The 15450-nt window shown below is 47.4% G+C and carries 10 protein-coding genes; 4 read left to right on the plus strand and 6 right to left on the minus strand.

Annotation, left to right across the window (positions count from 1 at the left end; genetic code table 11):
* Window positions 1-81 precede the first annotated feature (81 nt).
* The gene (gene rpoB / locus QUA43_RS11675) at window positions 82-3468 is read right to left on the minus strand and encodes a DNA-directed RNA polymerase subunit beta (protein ID WP_333373998.1); all 3387 of its coding nucleotides are present in this window, start codon (window positions 3466-3468) and stop codon (window positions 82-84) included.
* Between the two features lie 102 nt (window positions 3469-3570).
* Between rpoB and QUA43_RS11680 the strand changes: the two genes are divergently transcribed.
* Complete coding sequence (locus tag QUA43_RS11680; protein WP_333374000.1) at window positions 3571-3714, plus strand: hypothetical protein; 144 nt, start codon at window positions 3571-3573, stop codon at window positions 3712-3714.
* A 342-nt stretch (window positions 3715-4056) separates the two neighbouring features.
* Here the strand turns inward: QUA43_RS11680 and QUA43_RS11685 are convergent, their stop codons facing one another.
* The 3 genes from QUA43_RS11685 to rpsT are packed head-to-tail and all read right to left on the minus strand — an operon-like array spanning window position 4057 to window position 5359.
* Entirely contained in the window at window positions 4057-4836 is a 780-nt protein-coding gene (locus tag QUA43_RS11685) for a TatD family hydrolase (protein ID WP_333107031.1), read from the minus strand.
* Window positions 4837-4848: 12 nt separating this feature from the next.
* Window positions 4849-5010 (minus strand): hypothetical protein, encoded by a 162-nt coding sequence (locus QUA43_RS11690; protein ID WP_333374002.1) that lies wholly within the window; start codon window positions 5008-5010, stop codon window positions 4849-4851.
* Between the two features lie 49 nt (window positions 5011-5059).
* Window positions 5060-5359, minus strand: coding sequence for a 30S ribosomal protein S20 (rpsT, locus tag QUA43_RS11695; protein ID WP_006632886.1), 300 nt, complete (start codon window positions 5357-5359; stop codon window positions 5060-5062).
* Between the two features lie 893 nt (window positions 5360-6252).
* Here rpsT and hisD point away from each other — a divergent pair.
* Both hisD and QUA43_RS11705 read left to right on the plus strand, forming a co-directional pair.
* Window positions 6253-7566 carry a histidinol dehydrogenase gene (gene hisD / locus QUA43_RS11700; protein ID WP_333374004.1) on the plus strand — a complete coding sequence of 438 codons (1314 nt, stop codon included), beginning with the start codon at window positions 6253-6255 and terminating at the stop codon, window positions 7564-7566.
* Between the two features lie 321 nt (window positions 7567-7887).
* On the plus strand, window positions 7888-8316 hold the full coding sequence (locus QUA43_RS11705) for a universal stress protein (RefSeq protein WP_333374006.1): 429 nt from the start codon (window positions 7888-7890) through the stop codon (window positions 8314-8316).
* A gap of 281 nt (window positions 8317-8597) precedes the next feature.
* Here QUA43_RS11705 and QUA43_RS11710 read toward each other — a convergent pair whose 3' ends face one another.
* Entirely contained in the window at window positions 8598-9239 is a 642-nt protein-coding gene (locus QUA43_RS11710; protein ID WP_333374007.1) for an alpha-ketoglutarate-dependent dioxygenase AlkB, read from the minus strand.
* Between the two features lie 217 nt (window positions 9240-9456).
* Between QUA43_RS11710 and QUA43_RS11715 the strand changes: the two genes are divergently transcribed.
* Entirely contained in the window at window positions 9457-9729 is a 273-nt protein-coding gene (locus tag QUA43_RS11715; protein WP_333374009.1) for a hypothetical protein, read from the plus strand.
* Here the strand turns inward: QUA43_RS11715 and QUA43_RS11720 are convergent.
* Window positions 9701-15439 (minus strand): AAA family ATPase, encoded by a 5739-nt coding sequence (locus QUA43_RS11720; protein WP_333374011.1) that lies wholly within the window; start codon window positions 15437-15439, stop codon window positions 9701-9703. The genes QUA43_RS11715 and QUA43_RS11720 overlap by 29 nt on opposite strands.
* Window positions 15440-15450: the final 11 nt, after the last annotated feature.

Raw genomic sequence — 15450 nt, forward strand, 5'->3', positions numbered from 1 at the left:
AGGCGTTTTTGTTTAAGATTGTCGATTAAAGATTTTAGATTGAATGCTGTCAAAAAAGCTTTAATCTAAAATCTTTAATGCCTAATCCTCGTCAAGTTCGTCACGAGAAAGCGATTCGTAAGTAGGCCGGGAGGGCGATCGTTTGCCCCCAGCATCCGCCATCAAATCCACCTCAACGTGCTCGCTGCCCTCGTCGGATGTATTCACCTTGTGCACGGCAATATCCAAGCACAAAGACTGCAACTCCCGCATCAGCACCTTGAAAGATTCCGGCGTACCGGGGCGCGGAATAGCTTTGCCTTTGACGATCGCATTCAGCGCTTCATTCCGCCCCTGCATATCGTCCGACTTCACAGTCAGCAACTCTTGCAAAGTATAAGCTGCGCCGAACGCTTCCAGAGCCCACACTTCCATTTCTCCGAACCGCTGACCCCCCTGCTGCGCTTTGCCGCCCAAAGGCTGCTGCGTTACCAGCGAGTAAGGGCCTGTGCTACGGGCGTGGATCTTATCGTCTACCAAGTGAACCAGCTTCAGCATATAAGCGATGCCGACTGTGATGGGGCGATCGAACGGTTCCCCAGTTCGACCATCGTAGACAATAGTCTTGCCGGGGTGCTTTTCGTTAAACACCCAAGGCTTGCCGGTTTTTTCGCGTGCCTCCTGTAGCTTGCCGTGTACGGTTTCCCGCGACTTTTCAGCCCCGTGCATTTCATCAAAAGGCACCATTTTGAACCGCATCGACAGATTTTCGCCCGCCCATCCCAGCAAGCACTCAAAAATCTGACCCACGTTCATCCGCGACGGTACGCCCAAGGGATTGAGTACTATGTCAACCGGAGTCCCGTCGGGCAAATAAGGCATATCCTCCATCGGCAGAATCCGGGACACAATCCCCTTATTCCCGTGGCGGCCGGCCATTTTGTCGCCGACTTGAATCTTCCGCTTTTGAGCAACGTAGACGCGGACGACCATATTGGCGCCCGGGGGCAGTTCGTCGCCCTGTTCGCGGGTAAACACCCGCACGTCCACCACCCGGCCTTTTTCGCCGTTAGGGACGCGGAGGGAATTGTCGCGCACGTCGCGGGCTTTTTCGCCGAAGATTGCCCTCAGCAGTTTTTCTTCCGGCGGTTGGTCGGATTCGCCTTTGGGGGTGACTTTGCCCACTAGGATGTCGCTGGCTTCTACCCAAGCACCTTTGCGGATAATCCCCTGTTCGTCTAGCTGGCGCAGCGCGTCTTCGCCGACGTTAGGAATTTCGCGGGTGATTTCTTCGGGGCCGAGTTTGGTTTGGCGGGCTTCGATTTCATATTTTTCAATGTGGATCGAAGTGTAGACATCTTCGTACACCAAACGCTCGCTAATTAGCATCGCGTCTTCGTAGTTGTAGCCTTCCCAAGGCATATAAGCTACGAGGATGTTGTGACCCAGAGCGAGTTCTGCCCCTTCGGTGGAGGAACCGTCGGCGAGCACTTGACCTGCTACGACTCGATCGCCCTCATAAATCAGCGGACGCTGGTTTAAACAAGTATCCTGGTTAGAACGCTGATATTTTTGCAGTTCGTGTTCGATGCAGCCAGCATATTTTTGCTTCCAAACCGAGGGCTGTTTGACTTTGAGATCGTCGTATTCCCGAATCAGGAAATGTTCTTCGCTGGAATTAGATTCGGCATCGTCCGCCAGGGGTTTGACAATAATCCGGGTAGCGTCGATGTAAATCACCTCGCCGTTAATCCGGGAAACTACAACCATCCCGGAATCTCGCGCCGCCTGAGCTTCCAAGCCCGTACCGACTAGGGGCCGTTCTGGTTTCAGTAGCGGCACAGCTTGCCGCTGCATATTCGAGCCCATCAGAGCTCGGTTGGCGTCGTCGTGTTCCAAGAACGGAATCAGCGATGTCGCGACGGAGACGATTTGCACAGGCGAAATCGCCATGTAGTCCACCTGCATTGGAGTGGTGGTAGTAAATTCTTGGCGGTAGCGGACGGCTACGGTTTCGCCCAAGAGGTTGTTGTTTTCGTCAAGGCTGATGTCTCCGGGGGCGACGCGCAAATCGTCTTCTTCGTCGGCTGTCATGTAAACAGGAGCTTTGTCGCGCAGCACCCGTCCTTTTTCTACTGGATAAAAAGGAGTTTCGATGAAGCCGTAGGGGTTGACGCGGGCGTGGGTTGCCAAGGAACCGATCAGACCGGCGTTGGGGCCTTCTGGTGTTTCGATCGGGCAAATCCGGCCGTAGTGGGAGGGGTGAATGTCCCGTACTGCAAACCCGGCGCGTTCCCGAGTCAGACCTCCTGGGCCCAAGGCGGAAAGCCGACGTTTGTGAGTCAGTTCTGCCAGAGGGTTGGTTTGATCCATGAACTGCGATAGCTGGGAGGAACCGAAGAATTCCTTGATTGCTGCTACCAGCGGTTTGGGGTTGACCAGAGAAGCGGGGCTGAGGGAGTCGGCATCCGAGACGGTCATTCTTTCGCGGATGATCCGTTCTAAGCGGTTGAGGCCGACTCGGACTTGGTTTTGCAGCAGTTCTCCGACACTGCGGACGCGACGGTTGCCTAAGTGGTCGATGTCGTCGGTGGACCCGATGTCGAATTCGAGGTTAATTAAGTAGTCGATCGCCGTCAAGATATCTTGCGATGTCAGCACCCGCATGGTATCGGGGACTGTCAAGCGCAATTTTTTGTTGAGTTTGTAGCGGCCGACTCGGCCCAAATCGTAGCGTTTGGGGTCGAAAAAGCGCGAGTTAAGGAGCTGTTCGCCGCCCGCTACGGTGGGGGGTTCACCTGGACGGAGTTTGCGGTAGAGCTCCATCAAGGCTTCTTCTTCGCCGAATTGTCCTTCTTTCTCGATCGTCTTTTGGAAGTATTCCGGGTGGCGGAGTGAGTCGTAGATTTCGCCGTCTGTGAGTCCGAGGGCTTTGAGCAGTACCTGAGCCGATAGTTTGCGGGTTTTGTCGATTCTGACCCAGACTAAATCGTTTTTGTCTGTTTCAAATTTCAGCCAAGCGCCGCGGTTGGGTATCAGACTGGCGTTGTAGGAACGGCGACCGTTTTTGTCGGTTTCTGATTTGTAGTAGACGCCGGGGGAACGCACGATTTGGTTGACAATTACCCGTTCTGCGCCGTTGATGATGAATGTGCCACGCTCGGTCATCAAGGGCAAGTCGCCGATGAAGACTTCTTGTTCTTTGATTTCCCCTGTTTCTTTGTTAATCAGGCGGGTGGGGACGTACATTTGCACCGAGTAGGTGCTGTCCCTGCGCTTGGCTTCGTCCACATCATATTTGGGGCGCTTGAGTTTGAAGTCTTTGCCCATGAAGTGGAGTTCCAGCTTACCCGTGTAGTCTGTAATCGGGGAGAAGCTGTCGAGTTCTTCGATCAGCCCGGCTTCTAGGAACCAGCGAAAACTTGCCCGCTGGATTTCGATCAAATCGGGCAAGGTGAAGGCGAATTCTGTGTAATCTTTAGTGGTCATGGGGGTCCTTTTTCCGCAGTGGCTCTAGCTTTTTACATGGCGCCAAGGCTGGGCTTTTTTACCTTGTTGCGTTTTTTTGATGGATTGTGTGAGAGAATTTATATGATGTTTTGGATCGCCTGCCAACTGCTGCAACGGTTATTTGTGCTGGTGGCTCGCAGTATTTTTGTGCGGATTTTAGTTTCGATCGAGATGCTTTTAGCTCTGATCTCGTGGTATCCTAGGGTAAATTCCCTACACTTTTGACTCCTAAAATTGACTTGACAGCTATTGCCAAATTGCTGAGGTTCCAAGTTTCTTCTGATGTGTAAGTTTGAGGTATTGCGTGAAGTTGTGACCGATCCCGAAGGTTAGCGTACTCGCGTTGTGTTGGCCGGAACCGGGCGACATCGCAGTCGCGGATACTAAGCCAACGCCCGATCGGTCGGTTCTTTTTATTATAGGACGCAAATCCGATCGCAACAGGCAACGCCAAAAGAATCTCCAATAAAGGATGAATCCGGTTTTTCTGGCAGGATAGAAATGGGATTGTCCTGAGCGCTGGCGCCTAAATCGATCTGTTTTCCTCGTTTCTCTGTTCTGCTATAACTAAACTGAAAAGCCGAATAGCTGACAGGCATTTTCGGTTGTCTGCTGGGACAAAGTTAAGAGAGAAACTCCTCTCAATTTAGCAACTTGCTCGGCTACGTAGTAGACATAGGCTGGTTCGTTGCGTTTTCCCCGCTGGGGTACGGGGGCGAGAAAAGGGCAATCTGTCTCGACTAGGATGCGATCGCTATTTACCATACAAGCTGATTCTTGTATTTGCAAGGCTTTTTTAAAGGTGACTGTTCCGCTAAAACTAATGTAGAAACCTAGGTCTAAAAACCACTGGGTTTCTTCGGGTGTGCCTCCCCAGCAGTGCATGACCCCGCGCACTGGCCCGCGTGTTTGCCAAAAGTTCCTCAGCATTTCGGCCATTGGGGCGGCGGCGTCGCGACAGTGGATAATGACTGGTTTGTCAAGTTCCTGGGCGATTGAAAGCTGTGCCTCAAACACTTTAAACTGGTGTTCTCGATCGTCAGCTTTATAAAAGTCCAGTCCGGTTTCGCCGATCGCCACTACCCTAGAGTCCGAACTTGCTAATTCCCTAATCTGGCTCGCAGTCTCGTCTTTCCACTTGTCCGCATCTAGGGGGTGGAGTCCAACCGCAAAGGACACTTCTGCAAACTGGTTGGCGATTGCTTGAATGCCGGCAAACTCTTCTGGCTCTACACAAGAATGAACCAGCCGAACTACACCAGCTTCGCGCCAGCGTTCTCGAATGGCTTCTAACTCAGATTTGTAGATTTCAAAGTTGATATGAACGTGAGTGTCGATGAGCTGCATGGGGGAAGCAGATTAGAGGTGATACGGGAGAGTCTTGGTGGGATAGGGCGAGGGGGGAGTGAGAGAGTCTGGGAGTGGGAGTGGGAGTGGGAGTGGGAAAAATCTTCCGTCTTCTTTCTTCCTTCTTCCTGCTTCACGCTGGACTTCTTCACGCTTGACTTCTTCCCTCAACATCCATCCCTTCAATCTTGTACACTGCTTCGTTGCCGAACTTTCTGCTTCCTTAAGATGCTACCGATACTTCGTGCGGCTTGAGGGTTCTTGCCAAGCGGGACTTTTTGCGAGCGCCGTTGTTGCGGTGGAGTACACCTTTTTTGACAGCTTTGTCAATTTTGCTGTAGGCCTCAGACATTCGCTGCTGGACTTCTTGCATTAATTCCGGACTCGGAGCTGCGGCGTACTTGTCTACGGCAGCGAAATATTTCTTCATCAAAGTTTTGACCGCTGACTTGTAAGATTTGTTGTACAAGCGGTTACGTTCGGCGATTTTGACTCGTTTGACGGCGGACTTAATATTTGCCATAGTTCAGTTGCTGGAAGTAGGTATTCATTGATACACCCTAGTCTCAAGACAGTCTCAAGACACGGGGATTTTGAAGGACAACCTTTTCGGGATCGATCCGCAAAAAGCTTGATTTTTAATGGCGGAGTGAGACAGCCACTTTCCATGCGCTCAGATAGAGCTGAGTCTGTGGCTACTTTTTGGCGACGCCCGCGCAATAATTTTTTATTGACTCATTTAACTGCCTGTTTTTTACCCCTGACAATACCCACAGGTATGACACGGGTGTTACGGAGGCGTTTTGCGGTGTTTCCACCGTCACGAGTTAAAGTCACGGTTTCTTGCGCGCAATTTTCAAGTATACAATAATTTGGCGTTTTTTTATAAAAAAATTATCAGGTGTTGGAAAAACTAATATAGCACCTATTTTGCTTAAAATCCAATTCTCTGAAAAATCCAAGTTAAGCTATAACAAAGAATACGGGTTATTTGGGCTTCGGCAAGAAGCACTTACCGAAGGTAGAAGGTAAAAAGCTGAAGGTAGAAGGTAGAAGGTAGAAGACAGCCGGATCTGAAGGTAGAAGCTAGAAGGCAGAATCAAAATTCTCCCGCTCGAACACTCTCCCTCTCGGATATTATCGGGGTCGGACACTCTCCCCCTCTGCGTTCCCACCCTCTCCCTCCGCACCTGGTTCTCTGGCGGGCAATTCAAGAGAGTTGGTTGTGACTTGTCCTCAGTGTTGCAAAATCTTCGATAGAGATTTAAACGCTGCACTGAAGCCTTGGAAAATACCGCGACTCTCGCGGTCTAAGCTTGTGGACTGGTGGTGGCCTACTTCTCTAGGAGATCCCCACAAAAATCCCCAATTGTCAAGCAAATGTTAGTGAAGTTATAGACGGCATTCCTAATCTCCATGCTGCGAATCATTACTCAGTGGGTTGAGGCACAAGCTGAACTGCGACGGATCTGCGATCGCACCCATGACGAACTTGTCGTTCACAAAGAAGCCACCGTGCGGGAGGTGCTGCAAGCTGTAAGGCGCAGAGGCGATCAGGCTGTGCTGCACTACACTGCTGAATTTGACCGCATGACCCTAAATGTGGAAGATTTACGGGTGAGTGGCGCCGAATTGGATGCTGCTTATCAGCAGGTGTCGAAAGAATTATTAAATGCCATCCGGCTGGCTTGCAAACAGGTAGAAGCGTTTCACCGACAGCGCGTACCCAAGTCTTGGGTGCAGTTTGGCGATGACGAGATTGTTTTGGGCAAGCGCTACACGCCGGTCGATCGAGCGGGAATCTACATTCCTGGCGGTCAGGCGTCCTATCCAAGCTCGGTGATCATGAATGCGGTTCCTGCGAAGGTCGCCAAGGTGCCGAGACTGGTGATGTGTACTCCCCCCGGACAAGAGAAGAAAATGAATCCTGCGGTGCTGGTAGCGGCTCAGGAAGCGGGAGTTGATGAGATTTATCGGGTAGGCGGGGCGCAGGCGATCGCGGCTTTAGCCTACGGTACGGAAACTATTCCGAAGGTGGATTTAATTACTGGGCCGGGGAATATTTATGTCACCCTGGCTAAAAAACTGGTTTACGGGACTGTGGGGATCGATTCTCTGGCTGGCCCGTCGGAAGTGTTGATTATTGCGGATGGTTCGGCGAATCCTGTACACGTGGCTGCGGATATGTTGGCTCAAGCTGAGCACGATTCAATGGCGTCGGCAATTTTGCTGACGGCGGATTCTGTGCTAGCTAGGAAGGTGGTGGCTGAGGTAGACAGACAGTTGGCAAATCACCCGCGCCGAACTTTAACAGAAAAGGCGATCGTCAACTATGGTTTAGTCGTGGTAGTTGACTCGCTCAAAGCGGCGGCGGAACTCTCTAACGAGTTTGCGCCCGAACACTTGGAATTGCAAGTTGCAGATCCTTGGGCTTTGCTCGACCAAATTCGCCACGCTGGGGCGATTTTCTTGGGCTGCTCGACGCCGGAAGCTGTAGGTGATTATTTGGCTGGCCCGAATCACACTTTGCCGACTTCTGGGGCTCCGCGCTATGCGTCGCCGCTGGGTGTCGAGACTTTTATGAAGCATTCGAGTTTGATTCAATATTCGCCTGCTGCACTTAAGAAGGTGGGTAGGGCGATTAATGTGTTAGCCGAAGCTGAAGGGCTTCCTTCTCACGCTGATTCGGTGCGGCTGCGGACTGAAAATGAGGGAAAGGGTGAGTTTTAGATGGTAGATTTGAGATTGGCGATCGAGATTTAAGTAGATGATCGGCAAAATACATAGGTAGTCAAAAGTCAGTGAAATGCAGTGAAAGGAAGCAATTCTTTTGCGATTATGGTAGGTTTACATTCTGTGACAAGCGGCCCAGTTTATTTGCACCTACTTACTTACGCACTGCGGGCTTAAGAAACCCGGTTTCTTCAAGAGTCTTGCTTAAATGACGCAATTATGTTAAGAAACCGGGTTTATGGGTAGGTAATAATGATGTTGGTGGGAAGCGCAAAATTGTGGACAGTAGGCGACAATCAACGAAAAATTTAAAGGTGCATGATATTGAATACTGTTTTGGTAGCGATCGACAATTCAGAGTTAGCGACTCAGGTATTGCAAGTTGTAGGACAATTTCAGCTAGAACCGACGGCAAAGGTGATTCTAGTTCATGTTGTCAGTTCTGGTACGTCGGATTTTGACGCGGTTGTCGATCGACCTCACGCTCAGGGAGACGAGATTGCTTACCGAGAGGTGGAAAAGTTACTGCAATCTTATCAGGAAAAGTTGCCTTGCCAGAGCGAATTGGAGATTGTTTCGGGGGAGCCAGCGGCGGAAATTTTGCGTTTGGCTCATATTTATAATGCCGATTTAATTGCGATCGGCTGTCGGGGTTTAACTGGTTTAAAGCGGATTTTGGAGGGTTCGGTGAGTGCTGAGGTAGTGGCTGAGGCTCCTTGTTCGGTGTTGGTGGTGCGGGCGAAGTAAGTAAGGGCGGTAAATGAAAGAGTCGATCGCATTTACCTAAGCCAACATACTTATTCCACTAATATATTACGAGATCGAATTGTGGCGATATATCTAGTTCTATATTGATGAATGTTTTGGAGTCGCCCAGTTGGCGATCGCTGATTGAGACAAAAGTGGGTAAGCATTTGTTTAGGTTGCAGCCTGTGATTCGGAAATATGTAATTAATCGGTTTTGTCAAAAATCGAGCTGATTATTTATAGCACTTCTCAGTAATATGAGATTTGCTTACAAATTACCATTAATTCATTGATCTTACTTTCCTGAAAGTAAGGTTGATTCTTGGTTCAGTAACTTTGGCTGATTTCGGGATTTGGTGTTGCCAAAAATGCTGGGTTACTCCTTTCATCAGCAGGAAGCTTCCAGGAGTTAATTGAATTTCTAATTTCATTTCTTTTTGGTATTTGTGCCTGAGCATAAAACGACGAGTAGCCCCAAAACTTACAGAAGCGATCGCTGGGTTTTCACCAAGTTCTGATTCATCATCACTGTGCCAAGCTACACTATCTTTGCCGTCGCGATATAGATTAAGCAACACGCTGTTAAACAATGTACCTGCTATTGCTTCTATTTTAGATTTGATTGTTATGAGTGTAGGTGTCCATAGATTAGGCTCCATTTTTATTTGGGAGTAAGTGTAAGATTTACCTGCATCTCCGTACCATGCGCTAAGTCGCGGTATAGCGACTTGCTTGCCAAAAAGCAGGGCCACCTCTTGCTTCCAATTAATAGTGCTGTACAATTCCGCAAATATCTGGTTACTCTCATGGTTATTGAAGAAGTCGGGGTACATGATTATTTCGGCATCAGGCAGAGATAATTGCTGACCATGCTTCTGGCTTTCTGCTTTTGGCTCTTCCCACAATGAAAGTTGAGTGTACATAAATCTGCTCGATGATTACTTTTTAGTGAAATTTATAAATATACAGTTGTTGACACAAGCACTGCCCAGCTTTACCATTAATCATGTAAAGCTAATTTTAGCATTTTAACAAGACAAGGATAATTAGTTTTTGTAACATACATAAGTTTTTATGTGTTAACAAACCTAATCCTGAATCGTGATTTAAGATTTGGTTGGTGTCAATTAGTTATGTACTATGAATTGCTTTCAAATAATTAAATCTGTTCTTGATGAAGTTTATGTCCAAATTCCAGGAGATGAAGCTAAAAAGGATGAGGTAATTAATCACGCACTAGAATACCTGCGAGAAGAATATTCTCACCTATCGCAGGAATGTAACATAGATTATAGCGATCCGAGGTTGAGGGGGTTGTCACCCCGTCAAAGGAAAATGATCTCCCCGTCGAACAATTTAGCGATCGAGCTTTGGACTTTTATGATTAATCTAAATTGTGTAGCCTGTCATTGATTTTTGTGCGATTTCTTAAAGTAGACTGACAGCGTTCCCAATAAATTTTAGCCACGGCATCGCCCTGATTCTGACGCCAACACTCGGCAAACAGCCGCGCCGCTTCAGCTAACTTCCCTTCCAAGTAATTTGCCCTCGCTTTTGCAAACAATTGCAGCGTAGCTAACTTGCCCTCTTTAATTTCTAGCGGATCGCAATCAAATACCTCATAAACCGTCACCGCTTCAGATTTTCCCTTAACCTTTACCGTATCGAGGGTGCGGATGGCGTACTGGGATAGATTTTCTAAACGCGAGTAAGTTTCCTGGGTGATTAACAGCGACACCCCATAATTTTTGGTCAAACTTTCCACGCGAGAAGCTAAATTCACCGCATCGGAAATTACTGTGCCCTCCATGCGATTTTGACCGCCCACCGTTCCCAGCATCAAAGAACCCGTATTAATTCCAATCCCTATTTGAATCGGCCCATAGCCAGAATTAGCGCGGTGTAGATTATATTCAACGAGGCTCTGCAGCATAGCAATTCCCGCTTTCACCGCATGATCCGCCTCGCCGCTAAACAGCGCCATAATAGCATCGCCAATATATTTATCAATAAACCCGTTGTTTTCATTAATAACTGGTTCCATGCGAGAAAGATAGGAATTGATAAATCTGAAATTGTCCTCCGGCGTCATGCTTTCCGAGAGCGTGGTAAAATCGCGAATGTCGGAAAACAACACCGACATTTCTAACTGCACTTGGTCGCCCAATTCAACATCAATAATGCTTGATTTATCTAAAAACTGGAGGAACTGATTGGGAACGAAGCGCTCGTAAGCTTGGTTGAGTAGAAACAGTTCAGCGGTAAATCTGATTCGCTCTGTTTCGGCTTTTTTACGATCCGTGATATCTTGAAAGGCTACAATTGCATAAGCAATGTTGTCCTTTTCATCATAGATGGGAGTACCCCAACCCTCGATCGGAATAATCTTGTTGCCTTGGTGGATTTCCATATCCTCAGCGGTGGCACTTTCGCCCTTCAACGCCCGCACAATCGGCAAGTCAGCAAAGGGATATTCCTGCTCCGTTCCAGCTTTATAGACTTGATAAATCTCTGGTATTTGCTCGCTGGCGACTTGAGAAATAACTCCTTTACCTAATAATTGAATAGCAGCGCGATTACTATAGTAAGGTTTGCCAGAAGCATCCAGCACTGACACCCCGACTGGAATTGCTTCTAAAAATTGAGTGAGCCTGTTCTCACTTTCGCGGACTTCTGTATAAAGCTTAGAATTTTGGATCGAGATCGCCGCCTGTCCAGATAACACTTTTAATAGTTCCACTCTTTCTGGCGTAAAAGCTCCGGCTGTCAGGTTGTTTTCTAGGTAAACAATACTGACGATTTGAGATTGATTAATCAGTGGCACACATAAAACTGATTTGGGCTGATGCTTTTGAATGTAGCGGTCGTTGGTAAATTGTCCCTCTCGGACAGCATCATCTAGTACCACGCTTTCTTGAGTGCGAGCCACATAATTGACAATTGCGGAGGAAAGTTCCTGACAATTTTCCACTGAGATTGACTGCAACACGGTAACTTTTTCAGAATTTATTGTCCCTTCAGCTTCAATTAACAGTTTTCCCTGAGTTGACAAAATCAGATATCCTCTTTGCGCCCCTGCATTTTCCATCAAAATTTTCATCAAGCTAGACATTAACTTATCCAGCAATATTTCCCCAGACATCGCCTGAGAAGCTTTCATTACTGTGGTGATATCTAAGTTATTACCCGAACCAGTGGTGGTCACTGTTGCGGTAGTTTTAGTGTTTTTATTTCCCGGTTGAATTGGTTTCAATAACTGAGGATATCGCGTTTCTAAATCTGTTACCTTAGCAGTGGCTCCCCATTGGACATAACAATAATATGCATCAATCATGTAGAGTTGGGCAAAATTTTCTTTACCCCATTCTATGTAAAATTTGGCTGCGAGTTCGTTGGCAAGGGCTTCTTCGTTGAGGAATTGATTTTCTTTAGCTCCAGCAATGGCGCGATCGTACATTTCAATCGCCTCGGCTTTATTGCCCAAAACTCGACACCGTTCTGCCTCAACCAAATACCATTTATGTAGATGATTCATGGGAGCATTTTGTGTCCATTGATGCAGATTAGTTTGATAAATTTCCACTTGGACGAGAATTTCAGTTTGTTCAATTTCTGGCTGTGTGGAGAACAGTGCCAGGTGTGTCAGTGCTGCATAAAAATGAAAAATAGGAGTAAAAACCATTCCCGATACTGCCATCAAATACTGCTTGGCTTGAGCAATGTGGTTTAGGGCAGCAGGGTAATTGCCAAAAACGTAGGCCAGTAGCAGTTTATAGATGTAGGCTATAGCGATACCATTGAGGTCATTGTCCTGATAATGCTTAGGAAGCATACTCGTTTCATCGTAGGCAGTTCCAATTAAGCAGTTCGGCCGACTTATCGTTTCCCTTAAGTTCTGCATCATCTGCCGCGTCATATCCAAATAAGTCTGGGCAGAACATTGCTTTACCTGCGCCATGACAGCGCTGTAACCTGCTATTTCTGGTTCCCAATTGTCTAGTTCTACCCCACCGAAAAAGTTGGCATAAAAGTATAGACTTATGTTGTAGCCAGCGTGTAGAAAATCACCAGTTTCCATGCCAGCCGTAAAGCCATCTTTTAGCGTAGGTATCGTTGCCCTCAAAGATTCTTGGAAATGCTGAATAAAGCCCCCAAACATAACTAAAATGGTGGACTTGAATTCCCGCATATTAAAGTGTTCGAGCAATGAGAGCGCTAATTTGCCAAAGGCATGACCAGTTTCTACTTCTCCCAAAAAAGCACACAACACCATACCGTGAATTGCATATCCCACGCTTGATGCGGGTGCATTCCCAAACTGGAGCGATAAACTTACCATCGTGGAGCTAAGTAGGGGCATCGAACTCGGCATTCCTATAAAGATGGAAGCATATAACGTTCCTAATAATGGCATGGCAGCCTGAGCCTTGGCATCAGTTATCACAGGCAAGTCAACCAGTTTTTCCACCCTTCTTCCCTGGAGTTGACTGGCAACGGTTTGTAGCGCCTTGCCAATCTTGGCTTCGTCAGGTTCGGTAGGGAGTTCAACCCCCAGTTGCAAGAGTGCATCTGTGCCCACTGCGATCGCTTCTAATACCTTATTCTGGGCTGTCTGGGCGGCGATTGAAATTTCGTAAATTTTAACTTTGTCTAAAATTGTTTGGGCTTGTTCCAAAACCTGTGCTGCCATCTGTTCCATGCCATCAAAGTCAGCATTCACATAGGCGGCTTCGGTAGCAGCAATATAGAGATTCAGGGTCAACTCATACTGACTTTGCCAGCAGTTGGCCCTCAGTAGCTCAATCCCTGTTTGCAGATACACCGTTGTGGCAGAGTAAGCGGTAGAACTTCTTGCCTTACGTCCGGCTTTTAAGTTGAGTTGGGCTAAGGCTTCGCGTTCATTCGAGCTAGTGATTAACTCAATTCCTAAATTCAAATGCCCCACAATATCAAAGAGTTTTTCCTCTGTTTCGCTCTCGGAGGAATTTTGTAGAAGCAATTGTCCTATTTTGAGATGAGTGGCTTGTTTTTGATCGTTGGGAATCAATGAATAAGCCGCTTGCTGGACGCGATCGTGCAAGAACTCATAAGTTGGATTAGCCACAGACCCAGGAGGGGATTGAGCATCTGCTTGAATGAAGTTATAGCCTTCTGAAATCACTAAAATGAGTCCTTCTTGCAAGGCATTCCAGAGTGCTGATGCCGTTTGTTCTGGTAGTTCTTGGTTGACTATTGCCAATGTCTCTAAATCAAACTGCGCCCCAATGCAAGCCGCCAACTTGAGAACATCCTGAGTTTCTTTGGGCAACTTCTGCAATTGCCCCGCCATAAACTCCACCACATCCGAGGCGTGGGCAAATGTAACTTGAGCAATATCGCACTGCCAATGCCTTAAATTCCAGTCAAAAATAATTTGACCATCTTCATGCAACGCCTTGAGGAATTGAGTCGAGAAAAAGGGATTACCTTGGGTTTTTTGATAAACCAACTCTGTCAAGGGCCCGGCCAAGGATAAATTACAAATCAGCGTATCTGCCACCAACTGATTCAGCTCTCTTTGGCTCAACGGTTGCAGCGTAATAGTATTCACCACTGCCCCAGACTTAACAATCTCATCCAAGGTCAACATAAACGGATGAACAGGGGAGACTTCATTATCCCTATAAGCACCTAACACTAACAGATGCCCCCTATCCTCCATTAACAGTTGCAGCAACTTCAGGGATGCCGAATCCGCCCACTGCAAATCATCTAAAAACATCACTAATGGATGTTCGGCACGGGTAAATACTTGCACAAATTTCTGCATCAGCAGATTGAAGCGATTTTGGGCGGCACTCCCCGACAGTTCTAGTGCTGGAGGTTGAGCGCCAATGATGCGTTCTAACTCAGGAATCACCTCAATCAAGACTTGCCCATTATTGCCTGCGGCTGTCATAATTTTCGTTTTCCATGTTTGCAATTGAGTATCACTTTCTGATAATAATTGCCCCATCAATTCCCGAAATGCTTGCACAAATGCACTGAAGGGAATATTGCGTTGAAATTGGTCGTATTTGCCTTTAATAAAATAGCCCCGCTGTCTGGCGATCGGCTTGTGGACTTCGTTCACTACGGCGGTTTTACCAATCCCAGACAAGCCAGCCACCAGCATCATTTCGGCGCTATCGGTACTGACTCGCTCAAAGGCTGCTAATAGATTAGAAACTTCACTTTCTCTCCCGTATAACTTTTCGGGAATCAGGAAACGGTCTGTAATATCCCGTGTTCCCAATTCAAATTCTTCTATGCTGTCCGTTTCTTGTAATTGAAGCAGACACATTTCTAGATCGTGCTTTAGCCCCCCGGCCGTTTGATAGCGGTTTTCGGCATTTTTAGCCATCAGCTTGCGGACAATTTTCGAGATAATTAGGGGAATTTCTGGCTTGATTTCGTGCGGGGAAAGTGGCTGTCTGGCAATGTGGCAGTGAACTAACTCTAAAGCATCTTCTGTCTCAAAAGGCAATTTTCCTGTCAGCAATTCGTACAAGGTGACGCCCAGCGAGTAAAAGTCAGTACGGTAATCGAGAGTGCGATTCATCCTGCCAGTTTGTTCTGGTGAGATGTAAGCAAGGGTTCCTTCCAGAATGCCGGGGTTTTTCAGTATCGGTGTTTCTCGGCTTAGCTGAGTGGAAATGCCAAAATCAATAATTTTTAATTGTTTCGTTTGGGGGTTGTAAACAATATTAGAAGGGTTAATATCTTTGTGGATGATGTTTGCCCTGTAAATTTGCCCTAAAATTTCAGTTGTGGCGATCGCAATTTGTAAAAATTCTTCTAGAGTAAACGAGCGCTGCTGCATCCATATTTTCAAGGATTCGCCGCCAAAGTCCTCCACAAACATCACGAGGCTGTTTTGGTATTTTTGCAAGTCATAGACTCGCACGACTCCCGCCTCTTTTAGCTCTTGGGTGATGCGGTATTCGGTGCGGTAGCGCACCAATTCTTGAGGTGTGGGGTAGCTTTCTTTGAGAAGTTTGAGGATAATCGGTTGGTTATCTACTTCCCGAATGGCCCGGTAAACCAGAGAGTTGGCACTTTCATAGAGCAGCGTCTGGACGGCAATGCCTGGAATGGAGAGCATATTGATTTTTC

Source organism: Microcoleus sp. N9_B4 (genome assembly GCF_036701635.1).
GTDB lineage: Bacteria > Cyanobacteriota > Cyanobacteriia > Cyanobacteriales > Microcoleaceae > Microcoleus.

Excerpts from the sequence above, each read along its gene's own strand:
- QUA43_RS11680 (WP_333374000.1), top strand. The coding sequence starts at position 3,571 with ATGATGTTTTGGATCGCCTGCCAACTGCTGCAACGGTTATTTGTGCTG.
- QUA43_RS11710 (WP_333374007.1), bottom strand. The coding sequence starts at position 9,239 with ATGTACACTCAACTTTCATTGTGGGAAGAGCCAAAAGCAGAAAGCCAG.
- QUA43_RS11705 (WP_333374006.1), top strand. The coding sequence starts at position 7,888 with ATGATATTGAATACTGTTTTGGTAGCGATCGACAATTCAGAGTTAGCG.
- QUA43_RS11690 (WP_333374002.1), bottom strand. The coding sequence starts at position 5,010 with ATGTTGAGGGAAGAAGTCAAGCGTGAAGAAGTCCAGCGTGAAGCAGGA.
- rpoB (WP_333373998.1), bottom strand. The coding sequence starts at position 3,468 with ATGACCACTAAAGATTACACAGAATTCGCCTTCACCTTGCCCGATTTG.
- QUA43_RS11720 (WP_333374011.1), bottom strand. The coding sequence starts at position 15,439 with ATGCTCTCCATTCCAGGCATTGCCGTCCAGACGCTGCTCTATGAAAGT.
- QUA43_RS11715 (WP_333374009.1), top strand. The coding sequence starts at position 9,457 with ATGAATTGCTTTCAAATAATTAAATCTGTTCTTGATGAAGTTTATGTC.
- rpsT (WP_006632886.1), bottom strand. The coding sequence starts at position 5,359 with ATGGCAAATATTAAGTCCGCCGTCAAACGAGTCAAAATCGCCGAACGT.
- QUA43_RS11685 (WP_333107031.1), bottom strand. The coding sequence starts at position 4,836 with ATGCAGCTCATCGACACTCACGTTCATATCAACTTTGAAATCTACAAA.
- hisD (WP_333374004.1), top strand. The coding sequence starts at position 6,253 with ATGCTGCGAATCATTACTCAGTGGGTTGAGGCACAAGCTGAACTGCGA.